Source organism: Flagellimonas flava, assembly GCF_900129665.1.
Classification (GTDB): domain Bacteria; phylum Bacteroidota; class Bacteroidia; order Flavobacteriales; family Flavobacteriaceae; genus Flagellimonas; species Flagellimonas flava.
This window is the reverse complement of record NZ_FQWL01000004.1, coordinates 71,318-87,107: the sequence shown is the minus strand read 5'-3', so window position 1 is coordinate 87,107 and position 15,790 is coordinate 71,318. Positions and strand designations below refer to the sequence as shown.

Annotated in this window: 18 protein-coding genes; 14 read left to right on the top strand and 4 right to left on the bottom strand. The window is 43.2% G+C overall.

Annotation, left to right across the window (positions count from 1 at the left end):
• Nucleotides 1-22: 22 nt before the first annotated feature.
• Nucleotides 23-424: a hypothetical protein gene (locus BUC10_RS12835; protein WP_073180297.1), complete on the top strand. Its 402-nt coding sequence runs from the start codon at nucleotides 23-25 to the stop codon at nucleotides 422-424.
• Between the two features lie 10 nt (nucleotides 425-434).
• Here the strand turns inward: BUC10_RS12835 and BUC10_RS12830 are convergent, their stop codons facing one another.
• The gene (locus BUC10_RS12830) at nucleotides 435-632 is read right to left on the bottom strand and encodes a hypothetical protein (protein ID WP_073180295.1); all 198 of its coding nucleotides are present in this window, start codon (nucleotides 630-632) and stop codon (nucleotides 435-437) included.
• A 202-nt stretch (nucleotides 633-834) separates the two neighbouring features.
• Between BUC10_RS12830 and BUC10_RS12825 the strand changes: the two genes are divergently transcribed.
• The 8 genes from BUC10_RS12825 to BUC10_RS12790 all read left to right on the top strand — a co-directional run bounded on the left by BUC10_RS12825 (nucleotide 835) and on the right by BUC10_RS12790 (nucleotide 7,093).
• Entirely contained in the window at nucleotides 835-1,398 is a 564-nt protein-coding gene (locus BUC10_RS12825) for a Crp/Fnr family transcriptional regulator (protein WP_073180293.1), read from the top strand.
• 65 nt (nucleotides 1,399-1,463) lie between these two features.
• Nucleotides 1,464-1,997, top strand: a complete 534-nt coding sequence (locus tag BUC10_RS12820) for a hypothetical protein (RefSeq protein ID WP_073180291.1) — start codon at nucleotides 1,464-1,466, stop codon at nucleotides 1,995-1,997.
• A 2-nt stretch (nucleotides 1,998-1,999) separates the two neighbouring features.
• Nucleotides 2,000-2,881, top strand: coding sequence for a sterol desaturase family protein (locus tag BUC10_RS12815; protein ID WP_084732645.1), 882 nt, complete (start codon nucleotides 2,000-2,002; stop codon nucleotides 2,879-2,881).
• Between the two features lie 14 nt (nucleotides 2,882-2,895).
• A complete protein-coding gene (locus tag BUC10_RS12810) occupies nucleotides 2,896-3,612 on the top strand; it encodes a VOC family protein (RefSeq protein ID WP_073180289.1) in 717 nt (238 codons plus the stop codon).
• Between the two features lie 69 nt (nucleotides 3,613-3,681).
• The gene (locus tag BUC10_RS12805) at nucleotides 3,682-4,158 is read left to right on the top strand and encodes a DinB family protein (RefSeq protein ID WP_073180287.1); all 477 of its coding nucleotides are present in this window, start codon (nucleotides 3,682-3,684) and stop codon (nucleotides 4,156-4,158) included.
• A gap of 77 nt (nucleotides 4,159-4,235) precedes the next feature.
• Entirely contained in the window at nucleotides 4,236-5,306 is a 1,071-nt protein-coding gene (locus BUC10_RS12800) for a hypothetical protein (RefSeq protein WP_073180285.1), read from the top strand.
• An 80-nt stretch (nucleotides 5,307-5,386) separates the two neighbouring features.
• Entirely contained in the window at nucleotides 5,387-6,199 is an 813-nt protein-coding gene (locus BUC10_RS12795) for a phytanoyl-CoA dioxygenase family protein (protein WP_073180283.1), read from the top strand.
• Between the two features lie 51 nt (nucleotides 6,200-6,250).
• Nucleotides 6,251-7,093 (top strand): methyltransferase family protein, encoded by an 843-nt coding sequence (locus BUC10_RS12790; protein WP_084732644.1) that lies wholly within the window; start codon nucleotides 6,251-6,253, stop codon nucleotides 7,091-7,093.
• Nucleotides 7,094-7,169: 76 nt separating this feature from the next.
• On the opposite strand, the gene BUC10_RS12785 is transcribed toward BUC10_RS12790, so the two are convergent.
• On the bottom strand, nucleotides 7,170-9,248 hold the full coding sequence (locus BUC10_RS12785; protein WP_245812832.1) for a hypothetical protein: 2,079 nt from the start codon (nucleotides 9,246-9,248) through the stop codon (nucleotides 7,170-7,172).
• Between the two features lie 226 nt (nucleotides 9,249-9,474).
• Here BUC10_RS12785 and BUC10_RS12780 point away from each other — a divergent pair, with 226 nt between their 5' ends.
• The 5 genes from BUC10_RS12780 to BUC10_RS12760 are packed head-to-tail and all read left to right on the top strand — an operon-like array spanning nucleotide 9,475 to nucleotide 14,164.
• The gene (locus BUC10_RS12780) at nucleotides 9,475-10,200 is read left to right on the top strand and encodes a response regulator transcription factor (RefSeq protein WP_073180279.1); all 726 of its coding nucleotides are present in this window, start codon (nucleotides 9,475-9,477) and stop codon (nucleotides 10,198-10,200) included.
• Between the two features lie 2 nt (nucleotides 10,201-10,202).
• Complete coding sequence (locus tag BUC10_RS12775; RefSeq protein WP_073180277.1) at nucleotides 10,203-11,696, top strand: sensor histidine kinase; 1,494 nt, start codon at nucleotides 10,203-10,205, stop codon at nucleotides 11,694-11,696.
• Between the two features lie 37 nt (nucleotides 11,697-11,733).
• A complete protein-coding gene (gene egtB, locus BUC10_RS12770) occupies nucleotides 11,734-12,894 on the top strand; it encodes an ergothioneine biosynthesis protein EgtB (protein WP_073180275.1) in 1,161 nt (386 codons plus the stop codon).
• Nucleotides 12,895-12,910: 16 nt separating this feature from the next.
• Nucleotides 12,911-13,879, top strand: coding sequence for an L-histidine N(alpha)-methyltransferase (egtD, locus tag BUC10_RS12765; RefSeq protein WP_073180273.1), 969 nt, complete (start codon nucleotides 12,911-12,913; stop codon nucleotides 13,877-13,879).
• A gap of 3 nt (nucleotides 13,880-13,882) precedes the next feature.
• Nucleotides 13,883-14,164, top strand: a complete 282-nt coding sequence (locus tag BUC10_RS12760) for a DUF427 domain-containing protein (protein ID WP_222843728.1) — start codon at nucleotides 13,883-13,885, stop codon at nucleotides 14,162-14,164.
• Nucleotides 14,165-14,237: 73 nt separating this feature from the next.
• Here the strand turns inward: BUC10_RS12760 and BUC10_RS12755 are convergent, their stop codons facing one another.
• Nucleotides 14,238-14,534, bottom strand: coding sequence for an isoamylase early set domain-containing protein (locus BUC10_RS12755; protein ID WP_073180269.1), 297 nt, complete (start codon nucleotides 14,532-14,534; stop codon nucleotides 14,238-14,240).
• A 163-nt stretch (nucleotides 14,535-14,697) separates the two neighbouring features.
• A complete protein-coding gene (locus BUC10_RS12750; RefSeq protein ID WP_073180650.1) occupies nucleotides 14,698-15,777 on the bottom strand; it encodes an aminotransferase class V-fold PLP-dependent enzyme in 1,080 nt (359 codons plus the stop codon).
• Nucleotides 15,778-15,790 lie beyond the last annotated feature (13 nt).

The window sequence follows — 15,790 nt, the reverse complement described above, 5'->3', positions numbered from 1 at the left end:
TTTTACTTTTAAATAATAAAATATGGAAATTTTTATTGGAATATTAGGATTAGTCATAGCCATTCTCACATTCTGGTATAGTTTTTACAGGAAGCCAAAAGAGGAGTTAAATCATTTGAAAGTTCAATTTAAGGCTACTCAAAAATTATCCAAAGATTTACAGGTTGAATTAGAAAGATACATTACTGAGACCAATTCTTGGGATCATCAAATGTTTACTAATATTTCTTTCGGAAGCTATCTAACTGAAATGAAAGAGTCCTACAAACAGAACCTTTCCGATGAATTATATGACAAGCTTGATAATCTGGATTTAACCAAGAGCACTATTCTATCAATGACCAAAAGTATTGAGACACAATTTAACGCGCTTCAACAGATACAAATTGAAATCAGAATGAGATCTAGAGAAATCAACGGCTAAACTGACAAATCTACCTCCTCAAAACCCCAATAATTCCTCTTAGGGCGGAAACCACTTGCTGAACTTCCCGTTGGGTAAAGGCTTCTTGCTCTATGTAAAATAGCATTTCAATCCCCAGATCTAGGACTTTGGCAAACTCGGCGGGGCCGCCATAGCCATCTTTTACCAATTCATTTAGTTGTGCCAATTGTTCTTCCGTCAACTTCATTGCATCATTTTTCTTCGTCTAAGTTCTAAAATCTTTTTTGGTTCTTTAGCCCTAAATATCGATCCAAGTTATCCATACTTTTGGGTTTTAGGGTCATAACAAATTATGACTTTGCCTTTTTTTGGACAGAACTTGAACTTAAAGAGCTTTTCAACTTTTAGACTTTCCTACCTTTAACCCCATCACCCAGCAATCCATCCACATGCAAAACCTCTTACAGACCATTTCCACCCGTGCCTATGTAAGCGTACCGCTAAAAGAGGCCATCCAATCCTGTTTTGAGGTGGTGGAAACCCAAAAGGGAGATAAAATTCTGCTGGAAAACAGCCGTGCCAGTCATCTCTGGTTTATAGAAAAAGGCGCCCTCCACACCTATTACCACCACAACGGCAAACCCATTACCTCATGGTTCTATACCGAAAACCAATTTGTTACCGCCTGGTACAGTTTCTATGCCCAAAAGCCCAGTTTTGAGGAGGTGGAATGTCTGGAGGCCTGCGTGCTGTACCGCATCAGTTACTCCAACTACCAAAAACTTATTGCCAACTTTCCGGCCTTTGGCAACTTTGCCCGTTTGCTGGCCGAGGAAATGCTGGCCTTTTTGGACGAGTTCTCCAAAGGGTGGTCTTTCCTATCCGCCAAAGAAAAGTACCAATTGCTAAAGCAGAGCTTCCCACAGTTGGAGCTTCGGGTAAAATTAGGGCTGATCGCCTCCTTTTTGGGCGTTACCCAAGAGACCTTGAGCCGTATTCGCGCCCAAAAGTGATTTTTTTGATCTAGGTCAAAAGAACCCAAAAAAAGCCCCCCTACTTTTGACCAAAACAGTTACACATGAAAAATTCAACCTTAGTTTTTAGGAGTTTGGGAATCATTATTTTCCTGGCCGGACTGGCCCATTTGTTCTCCTTTGGAATAGATACGAGCGACGATGCCCCTACCCCCACCATCGAAACCAATGCCGTTCCCGTAGAACAGCCCGAAGCTGAAAATCCAACCGAAAAACCAGTAGCCAACACGGCCTATAATCCAGAGACCGACCACCTTATCGGCCAATGGAAAGTGGCCTACAATACCGAGGATTTTAAGGGGGCCATCGTCTACAAAATCAAAAAAGAGAGCAAGGTGTTCAACGCCTATACCCATCAATACCAGGATGAGAACGGCTATGCCGAAAAGGCCAAGGGCAGCAAGGCGCTGACCATCACTTCGTTTAACGGCAGCAAGGGCAAGGGCATCTACAACATTGAATATGAAGGGAAGCAATACGAAGTGGACTGCAAGATCGCCCAAGTGGACGAAAACACCTTTACCCTAAGCTATGACTACTACGGTTATGGCGATGTTGAAACCTGGAAAAGACAATAAGCATGATTGATTTTTTAGCCAAAAAACTGGATTGGTTGGATGTGCACCATTGGTTCTACATCTTCAACGACCTGAGTCTGTTTTACATTATTATACCCTTTTTTGTGTTGGAACTGATTCGCTATGCCTACCTAAAAAGGCTGGACAAGGATTTGGTGCTGGACAGTATTGCCAACGTGATTACCTTTGGTGGTTTCTTTTTGGTGGAGGTTATTTTGGGCATCCTGGCCATTACCAAGGTGTATTATTGGGTCTATAACAACATTAGCCTGCCGCATTTGGAGCTCAATTGGGCCACGGTCATTTGCTGTGTGCTGCTTGCGGATTTTGCCTACTACTGGGAGCACCGTACCATGCACCGGATTGGTATTGGGTGGGCCACCCATACCGTGCACCACAGCTCGCCCCATTTTAATATGTCCGTTGCCTACCGTTTTGGGCCTTTGGATGCCATTATGCCGGTTGTGTTTTCGCTTCCGATCGTGATGTTGGGTTTTGATCCCATTCTGGTGTTGCTGTCCGAAGTCTTTGTGCAGGTCTTTCAGACCTTGTTGCACACGGAGATCATTGGCAAGCTTACCAAACCCATTGAGTTTATCTTTAATACGCCATCGCACCACCGCGTGCACCACGGCTCCAACCGTCAGTATTGGGATAAGAACTACGCCGGGATATTGATCATTTGGGATCGTATGCTGGGCACTTTTGAGCCGGAAAAGGAGAAGGTGGTCTATGGGATTTCGCAACCCATAAACAGCGTGAACCCCATTGTGGTGTTTTTCCATGGCATCACCCGCTTTGTGAAAAAATTGGGGCAAATCAAGGGCTTTTCCAACAAATTACTGGCCTTTGTAAAACCCCCGGATTGGATGCCCAAACAATAGCTAACTTTAAACGCATGAAACCGAACAATTTTATATTCGCAGACCTTTCTACCTACACGCCCAAAGAGACCATGGCCTTTTACCAAACTGTTTTTGGGTGGACGTACTACGAGTCCGATGGGTATTATTCGGCCTACAAGGGCGATAAAGAGGTCTGCGGCCTGTATGAAACCCCAGAAAAGTTCAAACAGATGCGGATGCCCCATTTTTGGATGTCCTACATTCAGGTAAACAGTGTGTCGCAGACCGTGGAAAAAGCCAGGGAACTGGGCGGCATCATTGAAATGGTAGACGAAAGCGCCTTGGGCAAGGTGGCCTTGATACGCGACCCCCAAGGTTCTGGCTTTATCGTATACGAAGGCGACCAACTCACCCACACCCGAACCCTGAACGAGCCCGGCACCCTTATTTGGAACGAACTCCATGTGTCCAACGCGGCCAAGGTGATCCCTTTTTATGAGGGTATTTTTGATTGGCGGTTTGAGGAGCAAGATTATGGCACCTATCACATCTGGAACAGCCAGGACGAGCATATCGCCGACCTTATGGAAATGTCCAACAAGGATAAGGGCAAGTACGAATATTGGGTCTGCAGCTTTGGGGTGGAAAATCTAGCTAAAACAAGGGATAAAATCCAAAGTCTGGGTGGTACCCTGGTCTCGGAGGAGGACTTCCGGATTTTGATGACGGACAATTCACAACAAGCCTTTTTTTACATCCAGGGAATCTAATCCAGTTTCTTTTTGGTTTCGAAAAATGTACTTTGGTAGGCGGAAACCAAATTCAATAAGAAACCGAGGATGGAAAGAGCCAAAGAACTCGCCAATAGATTGCAAGAAGTACTGTTGGATGGGCGTTGGGTAGCCAACACCAATTGCAAAGCACAACTAGAAAATCTCAACTGGGAAGAGGCCACGCAAAAGGTGGGTAACCTCAACACTATAGCGGCACTCACCTTCCACATCAACTACTACCTAGGAGGATTGATATCGGTGCTCCAGGGCGGGCCTCTCGAGATTCGGGATAAATACAGTTTTGATCTTCCGCCCATTACCTCTCAAGCGGACTGGGAAAAGTTGGTCAATGAATTTCTGGAAAATTCCGAGACCTTTGTCCAAGAAGTGGCCCAACTACCGGACAGCATGTTGGACCAGCCCTTTGTGGATGAAAAATATGGCCCCTACCACCGAAATATTAATGGCACCATAGAGCACTGCTACTACCATCTGGGGCAAATATCCATGCTCAAAAAGATGATTGCCAAAACAGACGTATAACCCAAAAAGGTTAATCTGGTACAATTTATTGATTTGTAAATGCGGGAATTTTGTTACGTAACACAAATGCAATACCCATGTTTCGCAATTCTATCCTTTTTGGCACCCTCCTTTTGACAAGCTTCGGGCTTTTTGGTCAAGAGTCGGCCAACACACTTCCCTACCAAGAGATCTATGCCTACGCCATGGATGCCAACGTCACCCCTATTTTTGATTTAATCGATAAGGAAGCGCTCAGTGAAAAGGACCTTCGGTTCAAAACCAAATTTGAGGCCCGATTTAAGGGAGAGTCAGACACCCAAGCCGCTCCCCCAACCTCCGAAATTGAAACCTTGATTTCCCATTTTAAAACCTATTGGCGAAAAGCGCTCTTGGACCCCAACCAAAAACTTGAACGGGAACTGGGCGGCAAGGTGGTGCCCTTCCTTATGAAGAACTATCCTCCCATACGCGGTAAAAAAGTGACCCGCGACAGTTTGGGCTATTTTCTGAGGGATTACATTCGTGCAAAGGGGTTATATACCACCGATGAAGTCACTTACCAAGGTCGGCTCATTGATCTTATGGTCTGGAAAAAGCAGAGCTCCAAAGTATACCATGTGGATTTGGGAAGAGGTGAAATACAGAAGGTCACCGTATATTTTATGGAAGATTTTTCCACTTTAGGTTGGATGGAGTATGCAACACTTGGAGCCCACCACCCAGGGGGTTGGACAGAGGAAGAGGGTATCTACTGCGTAAAAAAGGCTTATGATGTAAACAGCGAAAACTTCAAGATCAGTTATTTGGCCCACGAGGCGCGGCATTTTGCAGACAAGCCCTTATGGCCTGATCTAGAGTCGACAGATTTGGAATACCGAGCAAAACTCACAGAATTGAGCCTGGCCCAAGACACCCTCTATCATTTGATCACCTTTTTTACCCAAAATGCCAATAAGGAAAGTGATAATGGGCACCAAGTAGCCAATTATTGTGTGATAAGGGATTTGTCCCAAAAACTGTTCAAATCCAATTTTAAAACCTCCCCAGAAAAATGGAAGACGCTTGGCACCAAGAAAATCAACAAGGTCGCAAGGCAATTGCTGAAGAAAAACACCAAGGCCATAAAATCCGTTGGAAAGGAAGCGCAATCCGTGATTCAGGTATAAGGTTTTGGGGAGGCCTTATATGGAAGACATAGGTTAAGGGACTTTTGGTTAACTTACAGTATTAAAAATCCATAGCCAAAATGTACCATAGCATCCTTGACCAACCTTATTCCTTAAGTCCAGAACAGCTTGGTTTCTATAAGAAAAATGCGTTTATCAAGATCAAGGAAGTGCTTACGCCTGATGTCGTGTCACATTTCAACACGGTGATATCGGCCAAAGTCGACGAGCTCAATACCCAGACCAAGGAACTCAAAGAACGGGACACCTACGGGAAAGCCTTTTTACAGATTTTTAATTTGTGGACGCAGGACAATCAAATCAAGGAATTGATGTTCAGCAAACGACTGGCCCAGCTTGCCGCTGATTTGATGCAAGTGGATGGGGTGCGAATGTACCATGACCAAGCGCTATTCAAGGAAGGTGGTGGTGGGTTTACCCCTTGGCATGCCGACCAATACTACTGGCCCTTATCTTCTGATAGGGTCATTACGGCCTGGATTCCCTTGCAAGCTGTGCCTGCAGAAATGGGTCCATTGGAGTTTGCCGCAGGTAGTCAGGGCATTTTAACTGGCAGAGATTTGTCCATTAGTGATGAAAGTGAAACCTTAATCGGTGAAAAACTTCGCGTATCCGACTGTCCCAAAATTTCCGAACCTTTTGATATTGGGGAAATCAGTTTCCACTCTGGATGGATTTTCCACCGAGCGGGGCCCAATACCACTAACCAGACCCGAAAAGTGATGACCTGTATTTATATGGACAAGGACATGCTCCTCAAGAAACCAGAAAACGATGGCCAAATCAATGATTGGGAAACCTGGTGTCCCGGGGTGGAAATCGGTTCTGTCATCGACTCCCATTTGAATCCTGTTTTGTTTGAGGCTCGATAAGATGTTTTTGTTGCATTTCCCATATATTGGGCACAGCCAACCAATCTATTTATGAAGGGAACCGCCTATTTAGTGCAATCGACTTTAATCCTACTATGGTGGTTAGGATTATCCATGAGTCCTGATTTCTTTGAGGCCTTTCAGTTTCCAGGAATTAGTGCCATGGCCTTCAACTCCTTTTTTGCACCTGACATCATCATTATAGCCCTTTTTTCTCTAATGAGGGCTTACAAAACCTCAAGACAATTGGAACTTATTATACTTGGGGGTTTCGCCTATGGAAGTTTTTATTGCCTTAATGCATCTATCCTCTCCGGTGGAGGATATTTATCTACTGTAATCATGATGTTGGGCTTGTGCTATAATCTTTTTTTGGTCTTTCAGAACACTGTTTTTAGGGAGTCCCAATCCGACAGCATTACCCAAAACACATTGAAGACCTTGTTACAAATTATTTGTGTTTGGACCATAACGCTAGTTTTGTTTCCATGGTTAATTATCAAAGCCTTTGACATTGAAATGGCTACCAATCCCCTGAACCACATAGCAGGTTTTGCACTTTTTATACTCTCCAGCCTTCTTGGCCTTTATAGTGCTTACAGTTTAATTACCAAAGGTAATGGCACTCCACTTCCTGCGAATCAGACCAAAAAACTGGTTCTTCATGGTCCGTATGCATATATTCGAAATCCCATGGCAGTGGCGGGCATGGGCCAGGGTTTGGCGGTGAGTCTTTATGTGGGGTCATTTCATATTTTTTGCTATACTATTCTCGGTGGTTTGATCTGGCATCTGGTGGTTCGGCCCATTGAGGAGAAGAACATGTTGCTAAGGTTTGGGACTGATTATGCCGATTATAAAAAAAGAGTCCGGTGTTGGCTCCCCAAATTTTGAAAAAAAACACCCGGACTTTCGCCCGGGTGCCTTGCAAACAAGTATAAAATTCGTCAATTTTCTTTTTCATGTTTGCTTAATGCGGAAGCTCTCTTTTCACCTTTATGGAATTGGAGAGATCATAATACCCTTCTAGATCGGACACATAATTGCCCGCTTCCAGACCGGTCAACCCTTCTTCATAGGTAATGTGCCAAATAAAGCACACCCCTACCCCGGCGGCATCAAAATCAACACCTTCCACGGCATCCAAGGTTGGCGGCAAGCCCAGAATTTTGTTCTGATCATCCGTTATTACCCAACCTTGCTTGCTTCCATTCAATTCGCTGTCATCCAAGTAGATTCCGCTTACCATATCCGGATATCCATCCACCTTGAAAGTAAACGGTCCTCCCCCAATGTAGCCTGCATTCAAGGCATTTCTGGTCACTTTTATGTTGTTTGACAAATCATAGGCTCCGCTTAAATCAGATACATTATTTCCAGCTTCCAAGCCCATCAACCCATCTTGGTAGGTGATATGCCAAATCAAACAAACTCCAGCTCCTGCCTCATCAAAGTCCACGCCTTCAACCGCGGCCAGTGTTGGTGGTAGACCCAAGATGTTGTTTTTATCGTCCGTGATGACCCATCTTTGGTTCATCCCGTTCAAATTGGTATCATCCAACGCAATTCCGCTTACCATATCCGGATTTCCGTCCACTGTAAACTCAAACGGACCACCACTTATATATCCGGCATCCAAGGCATTTCGGTTAACCGTTACAGCATTGGAAAGTGCATAGTAGCCACCCAAATCGGAAACATTGTTACCAGCCTGCAATCCGGTCAAGCCTTCTTCATAGGTAATATGCCAAATAAGACAAACACCAGCTCCTGCTTCATCAAAGTTTACACCTTCAACCGCGTCCAAGGTAGGCGGTAGACCCAAAATATTGTTTTGATCATCAGTAATGACCCAGCCTTGTTTAGATCCGTTGAGTTCGGTATCATCCAAAGTAATTCCGCTTACCATATCCGGTGTACCGTCTACTATAAAATAGTAAGGTCCACCTTCTAAGGAACCTGCGTTCAGGCCATTTCTGGTCACGGCAATGGAATTGGACAATGCGTATGCGCCTTCCAAATCTGACACATTATTGCCTGCTTCCAAGCCTGTTAGGCCTTCCTCGTAGGTCAAATGCCAAATAAGGCACACCCCGGCACCGGCCTCATCAAAATTCACGCCTTCAACGGCTTCCAAGGTTGGGGGAAGACCTAAAATATTGTTTTTATCGTCTGTAATCACCCAACGTTGCTTGGCACCCGTTAACTCCGAGTCATCCAAGGTAATGCCACTAACCATATCTGGTGTTCCGTCAACGGTAAATGTAAACGGCCCTCCGGCTATAGTACCTGCATTCAATCCGTTTCTGGTCACCATAATGGAATTGGAAAGTGCATAGCTGCCATTGAAATCGGAAACATTATTACCAGCTTCCAGCCCAGTTAATCCATCTTCGTAAACCAAGTGCCAGATAAAGCATACCCCGGCCCCGGCACCATCAAAATTGACACCTTCAACTGCCTCAAGAGTAGGTGGAAGACCAAGGATATTATTTTGATCATCGGTAATTACATACCTTCTGTTGGTACCATTGAGATTGGTATCATCCAGAGTAATATCACTTACCATATCTGGGGTTCCGTCCACCGTAAAAGTAAAAGGTCCACCTGAAAGGGTTCCAGCGTTCAAAGCCGTTCTTGTTACCGAAATAGCATTGGAAAGATCATAATCCCCATCCAAGTTGTCCAGATTCATGCCAGCTTCCAAGCCCCCAAGCCCATCTTCGTACACTAAATGGTATACAAAACAGACTCCTACGCCGGCAGCATCAAAATCAACACCCTCCAAGGCCTCCAAGGTGGGCGGAGTTCCCAGGATGTTCCGGGAATCATCTGTAATCACATAAGTAGTGTTGCTTCCGCTTAAACCGGTTGCATCCAAACTAACTCCAGAAATCATATCTGGTGTTCCATCAACGGTAATATTGAAAGGTCCTCCGGAAAGCGTTCCAGCTTCCAGTACAATAGGCGCATCATCGGAATCGTTGCTACAGCCAGCGGCCAGCATGACCAAACCGATCAGTATCCATACTTTTTTTAAGTTGCTCATTTTCTGTGTTTTTTTATTTGCAACACAAAAGAAGCAGCCAATCATTGCAGAAGTATCACATAAAACTCATAATTGTTTACATGTTGATTTTCAGATGTTTAAAATAAAATACTGGTGATTTTGTAAAGATTGACCTCAAAATTGGACTTTTTAAGGGGTATCACGTCCAAAGTTTTTAGAAAACGGTGAACTTTCCGTGATACTTTAAGTTTTAATTCGCCATATCATGAAAAAAGTTTTGCTCGTTGAGGACGATTTAGAGATTGTCCGCTTGCTGGAAATCCATTTAAAAGATTTGGGGTGTCATGTGATTACAGCCCATCGTGGGGACATTGGATTTCAAAAAGCGATAGACGAAAATCCGGACCTGATTATTCTGGATGTCATGCTACCGGTAATGGACGGTATTGAAATTTGTCAAAAAATTAGAGCAAAGAACATCACCACTCCCATCATGATGCTTACCGCCCGTTCTGAAGAAATCGATAAGGTATTGGGACTTGAGGTAGGAGCCGACGATTATCTTACCAAACCCTTCAGCGTACGCGAGTTCATTGCCCGAGTGAAGGCTATTTTCAGAAGGCAAAAGATGGATGTTGTGGAAAGTACTGGGGGCAAAAACCCCAAATTGATGCAGTTTGATGTCCTATCCATTGACATAGATATGCGAAAGGTACTTTTGGATGGAAAGAAAATCGAACTTTCTCCCAAAGAGTTTGAACTCTTGGTATTGCTGTCCTCCAACCCTGGGAAAAGCTATGACCGCACCAAATTGCTGAATATGATATGGGGCTACGATTTTAAGGGCTATGAGCATACGGTGAATTCACATATCAACCGACTTCGCTCCAAAATTGAGCCTGACATGAGCAATCCTAAATTTATCCTAACCACCTGGGGTGTAGGCTATAAATTCAATGAAGAGCTACTTGAGGCACAACCGAACCACTGACCATGAAAAACAATATTTTATCTGTTAGATTTATTGTAAAACTTACCCTTTCCTTTTTAGCAATTCTGCTGCTTGCCGGGATTGGCTATACCATCACCTCAATCTATCTTTCCAACAAATACTTTTACGAGACAACCCAGCGATTGCACGCCAATTTGGCTCAAGACCTTATTGAGGAAAAGTTTAGGGACACCCAACCTTTTGACTCTATAGGTAATGTGAACAAAGCTCTTTTTGGAGATATTATGCACGATATGATGGCGGTGAACCGAGCCATCGAGGTCTACCTCCTGGATTTGGACGGAAATGTCAAATACTCTGTGGTCTTGGACCATGATGCTCCCGAAACCAAGGAAAAACAGGTGGATTTGGCCCCAATTCAACAATTTATTGCCGAAAGTGGAAGCAATTACGTTTTGGGAAACGACCCAAAAGATCTTTCCAAGCAAACTATTTTTTCGGCTGCCCGATTCAACAAGGATGGACATGAAGGATACATTTACATCGTGTTGGCCGGGGAGGACTTCTTGGCAACCCGAAGCGATCTGTTTAAGAGCTATTTTATGCGCCTCGGTCTAGGCGGTTCGTTATTGACCTTGATTTTTGCCACCATTTTAGGTGTCTTGGCGATATGGTATCTCACCAGAAGTCTTCGTAAGATTATCTATGCCGCCAAGCGTTTTCAGCAAGGGGATTTGGAGTATCGGATTGAAAATGCTGAAAAAACAGATCTGGCCAACGTGGCCACCACCTATAACCATATGGCCGATACCATTTTGTCCGATATCGAAAAAATAAAATCAGTGGAACAATTACGGCAAGAACTCATCGCCAATATTTCCCATGATCTTAGAACACCACTATCCATTATACAAGGCTATATTGAAACACTCCACATGAAAGATGGGGAACTTTCCCCTGAAGAACGAGGTGAATACTTGACTACGGTTACCAAAAGTAGTGAACGCCTTTCCAAATTGGTTTCGCAGTTGTTCGAGTATTCTAAATTGGAAGCCAATCAAATCCAACCGGAAAAGGAACCCTTTTTGATCAGTGAACTTGCCAATGACATCCACAGAAACTATTCGCTACTGGCACAAAAAAAGAACATTGATCTAAAATTGTCCATGGAGGACAATGTGCCATTGGTATTTGCTGATATTTCCTTGGTGGAACGGGCCATCCAAAACCTCATGGACAACGCTTTGAAGTTTACCCCAGAAGGCGGCGAAGTAACCGTAAAATTGGAATACGAGAACGATCATGTTCAGGTAACCATAAAGGATTCCGGACCTGGAATCAAAAAGGACAACCAAGCTTTGATTTTTGAACGGTATAGACAAACCAAAGCAGGCCAACAAAAGGAGGGAGCTGGTCTGGGTCTTGCCATTGTGAAAAAAATCATGGAGATCCATGATAGCAGTATCAAGGTTTTCAGTAAGCCCAACGAAGGCACATCTTTCAGTTTTAGTCTACCCGTATACGCTGTGAGCTAAACCAATATTGGTTATCTTTAAAGTGTAAAATAACGCTATGATTCTTACCGATTCGCTTTTGGATTTCTTTTTGGAAACCCGAAAGGACTCCGAAAATATATGTCAACCCTTAGAAATTGAAGATTATGTGGTACAACCGGTGGTTGATGTTAGTCCGCCCAAATGGCACTTGGGACATACCACCTGGTTCTTTGAGGAATTCATTTTAAAACCACATGCCGAAGGCTATAAGGAATTCGACCCTGATTTTTCGTTTGTGTTCAATAGTTACTATGAAACGGTGGGAAAGCGTGTGGTTCGTTCAGATAGGGGCAATCTATCCCGACCTTCCGTAAAACAGGTTTATGCGTATCGTGAGTATGTTACCGAAGGTATCAAACAGTTTTTTGGACAAGGTCAAACCCAAGCACTGAACGATTTACTTGAAATTGGTATCCATCATGAAAAACAGCATCAGGAATTACTGTTTACAGATATCAAATACATTCTCGGAAACAATCCATTATTGCCTGTTTATTCCGAAAAATTTGAAGATCATCCCATTGAAAACCATCAATCGGATTGGATTGACATGGATGAAGGAATTTATGACATAGGACATAATTCAGAAGATTTTTGCTACGACAATGAACTGGGAAGACACAAAGTCTTTCTGCATTCCTACACGATTTCAAATCGGTTGGTGACCAATTCGGAATACATCGAATTTATTGAAGCCGGGGGATACCAGCGTTTCGATATCTGGCATGCCGAAGGTTGGGATTGGGTCAATCAAAACAAAGTAAATTCACCTTTGTACTGGCACAATATTGATGGAAAGTGGTGGCATTACACGGCCAAAGGACTCCAAAAAGTTGATGGTTCCGCACCCCTGGCCCACATTTCCTATTTTGAGGCCTTTGCCTACGCCCAATGGAAAGGTCTGCGCCTGCCCACAGAATTTGAATGGGAAGCGGCACAAAAATTTTTCCCTTGGGGCACACGCTGGGAGTGGACCGAAAGTTCTTATCTCCCCTATCCGAACTATCAAAAAGCTGATGGTGCTCTGGGAGAATACAATGGAAAGTTTATGGTTAGCCAGAAGGTACTCCGGGGCGGGTCTGTTGCCACACCCAACAAGCATACACGTCATACGTATAGAAATTTTTTCCATCCCCAATTGAGATGGCAGTTTACCGGATTAAGGTTGGCCAAATAACTACGACAAAGGTTTCATGCAAAATAACCAGACTACAACATTTACTTCCGCCTTTGCGCAAGAGGTATACGAAGGACTTACTTCTTTTCCCAAACACCTTTCATCTAAATATTTTTATGACGAGGTTGGGGACAAATTGTTCCAAGATATCATGGCTATGCCCGAGTACTACCTTACGGACATTGAGTTTGACATTCTTGATAAAAACAAAACTTCAATAGCAAACCTGCTTTCAGGAACCGGTGAACCTTTCAGTCTTTTTGAATTGGGCGCGGGTGATGGAAAGAAGACGAAGATATTGCTTCGACATTTTACGACACAAGGCATAGCGTTTGATTACCGACCCATAGATATTAGTCAAAATGCACTAGATCAGCTGGAGCATTCAATAAAAGACGAAATCCCAGGGGTCGAGATCAACACCTTGCAGGGTACTTATTTTGATACTCTTCGGGATATCAACCAGGCCAACGGCAGAAAGAAGGTTATTTTGTTTTTAGGCTCCAATATTGGGAATCTATTACACGAGCAGGCGGTGGAATTCCTTAAAAACATGAGGGATTCCATTAATGAGGGTGATTTAATTCTTATGGGCTTTGACCAAAAGAAGAATCCCCAGACCATTTTGGACGCCTACAACGATAAAACCGGTATTACCGCGGCTTTCAATAAGAACGTATTGGCCAGAATCAATAAGGAGCTCGGAGGGAATTTCGATCTAGATCAGTTTTTACATTGGGAAGTGTATGACCCGGAATCCGGTACGGCCAAAAGTTACTTGGTCTCCAAGGTCGAACAGCAGGTTCAGATTGAAAGTTTAGGGCTTAACATACGTCTTAAGCAATGGGAAACCATTCACACGGAGATTTCCCAAAAGTATGATGATGCTGTTGTGGAATGGTTGGCAGATCAAGCTGGACTGACCATTGTAACGGATTATTCGGATGCCGAGCAGCAATACAAAAACTATGTTTTTAAAAAATAAATTATGAAAGCAATTTGGAACAATACTGTAATTGCAGAAAGTAATGAAACAGTCGTTATAGAAAACAACCATTATTTCCCTGCTGAAAGTATTAAAAAGGAATATTTTAAATCGAGTGATACGCATACCACCTGCCCTTGGAAGGGTGTGGCTTCCTACTACACAATTGATGTTGAAGGCAAAGAAAATGTAGACGCCGCTTGGTTTTACCCGGAAACCAGCGAGCTGGCCAAATCCATCAAAGGATATGTCGCTTTTTGGAAAGGGGTTACGGTAGAAGAGTAATCCTTTCAAAAAAGGACATAAGACAAGGAGAACCAAGAGACAAGACGCGGTCTTGTCTCTTGGTTTTTTTTAATTAAAGCTCAAGAACTGCGTTCTCAGTTCCGGCATAATCGTTCCACTGGTAACGATCTGCCTCCGCATCGTTGATGTAAGCGCCGTCTACCAAATATCTGAACTCAAAAGTATTCTCTTGAGGAAGGTCAAACGTTCCTTTGAAGGTTCCGTTTTTTAGTTTTTTCAACGTGCTCCCCTTAGGGTTCCAGCCGTTAAAATCACCAACTACTGCTACTTTCTTTGCTTCTTCCGCAGGCACGGTAAATGTAACTTTACAAACCGGCTTGCTTTTTAGGTATTGCTTTTTTATTGCCATGGTACTCTATTTTTTCGTATTAAAATCAACGCAAAACAAAAGATAAAACGGTTTACTCACAATAAGTTAAAACCGATTTATCATATTGATAAAATGCTCCTAACAATAGGGATACTTTGGCAAAATTAGGCTTTGATTTTTCAAAAAATATGATATTGATCACCTAGGACTTTAGGATATCCACAATCGCATCAATCTCATTTTCTGTGTTATAGAAGTGAAAACTCAGTCGAATACCATCACCGCGGAGTGCAGCGACCACATTTTCTTGTGTTAATTTATCAAATAGGGTTTGATTGCCCTTAACGTTGAAAATGGCACTGTGTTGATTTCTTTGCACCACTTTTCCCTCCAAAAGACCCAAGGCCGAAAATTCTGCTTTTGCTTTTTGGGACAAGAGTTCCAATTGATTTTTTATGTGGTCCATCCCTATTCCCTCCAAAAACTGGATTGAAAATTGAAGACTTCCGAAATTTAAGGTATCCACATGCCCGGGTTCCAAATGTTTGCAGAAGGGAATATTATCCGGGCTATCTCCTGATATATCCACAGACCAATTGCCAATACTCTTTAATTTAAATCGCTCCTTTACCTCATCCTTTACCAAATAAAATCCATTTCCATACCCGGACAACATCCATTTGTAGGCACTTGCGCCCAAAATATCAATGCCGGAGGTTTCAAAATCGAATTTCTCCGTACCGCAAAACTGTGTACCGTCGGCAATAATGATCAGATTGGGAAATTCAGATTTAAGTTTTCGTACAAAATCCAAATCCATCTTTATGCCATTTATCCATTGTATCATGCTAAACGCCAGCACGTCGAACTTTCCTGTTGTAATTCGCTCGTGGATTTTGGCTTCCATATCCCAGGTCATTTCCAAAAACTCTGTATTAAAGTTTCGACTCATAAAAGGCCAATTCAATGAGGGATAATCCGAATCCAAAAGCAATACGTTAGCGTTTTGGGGCAATCCCTCCAAAAGTAGATTTAACCCTATGGTGAAGTTGGGCACCAAAGCCACATTATGCGGCTTACAGTTAAAAAAATCCCCAACAGTTTCCCTAACCTGGGACAGGTTGGCAAAACTCTTCATTTTCATCTCGCTACCACCAATCAGATAATCCAAATCATGTTCTTGCCGCCATTCCATGAGGTCTTCATACATTAATCCGGTTGCAGCGGTATTGGCATAAATACATTGCTGTAGTACGGGGAACTTTTTTCTTAGATTTTGCATTTGAATTGTGTTG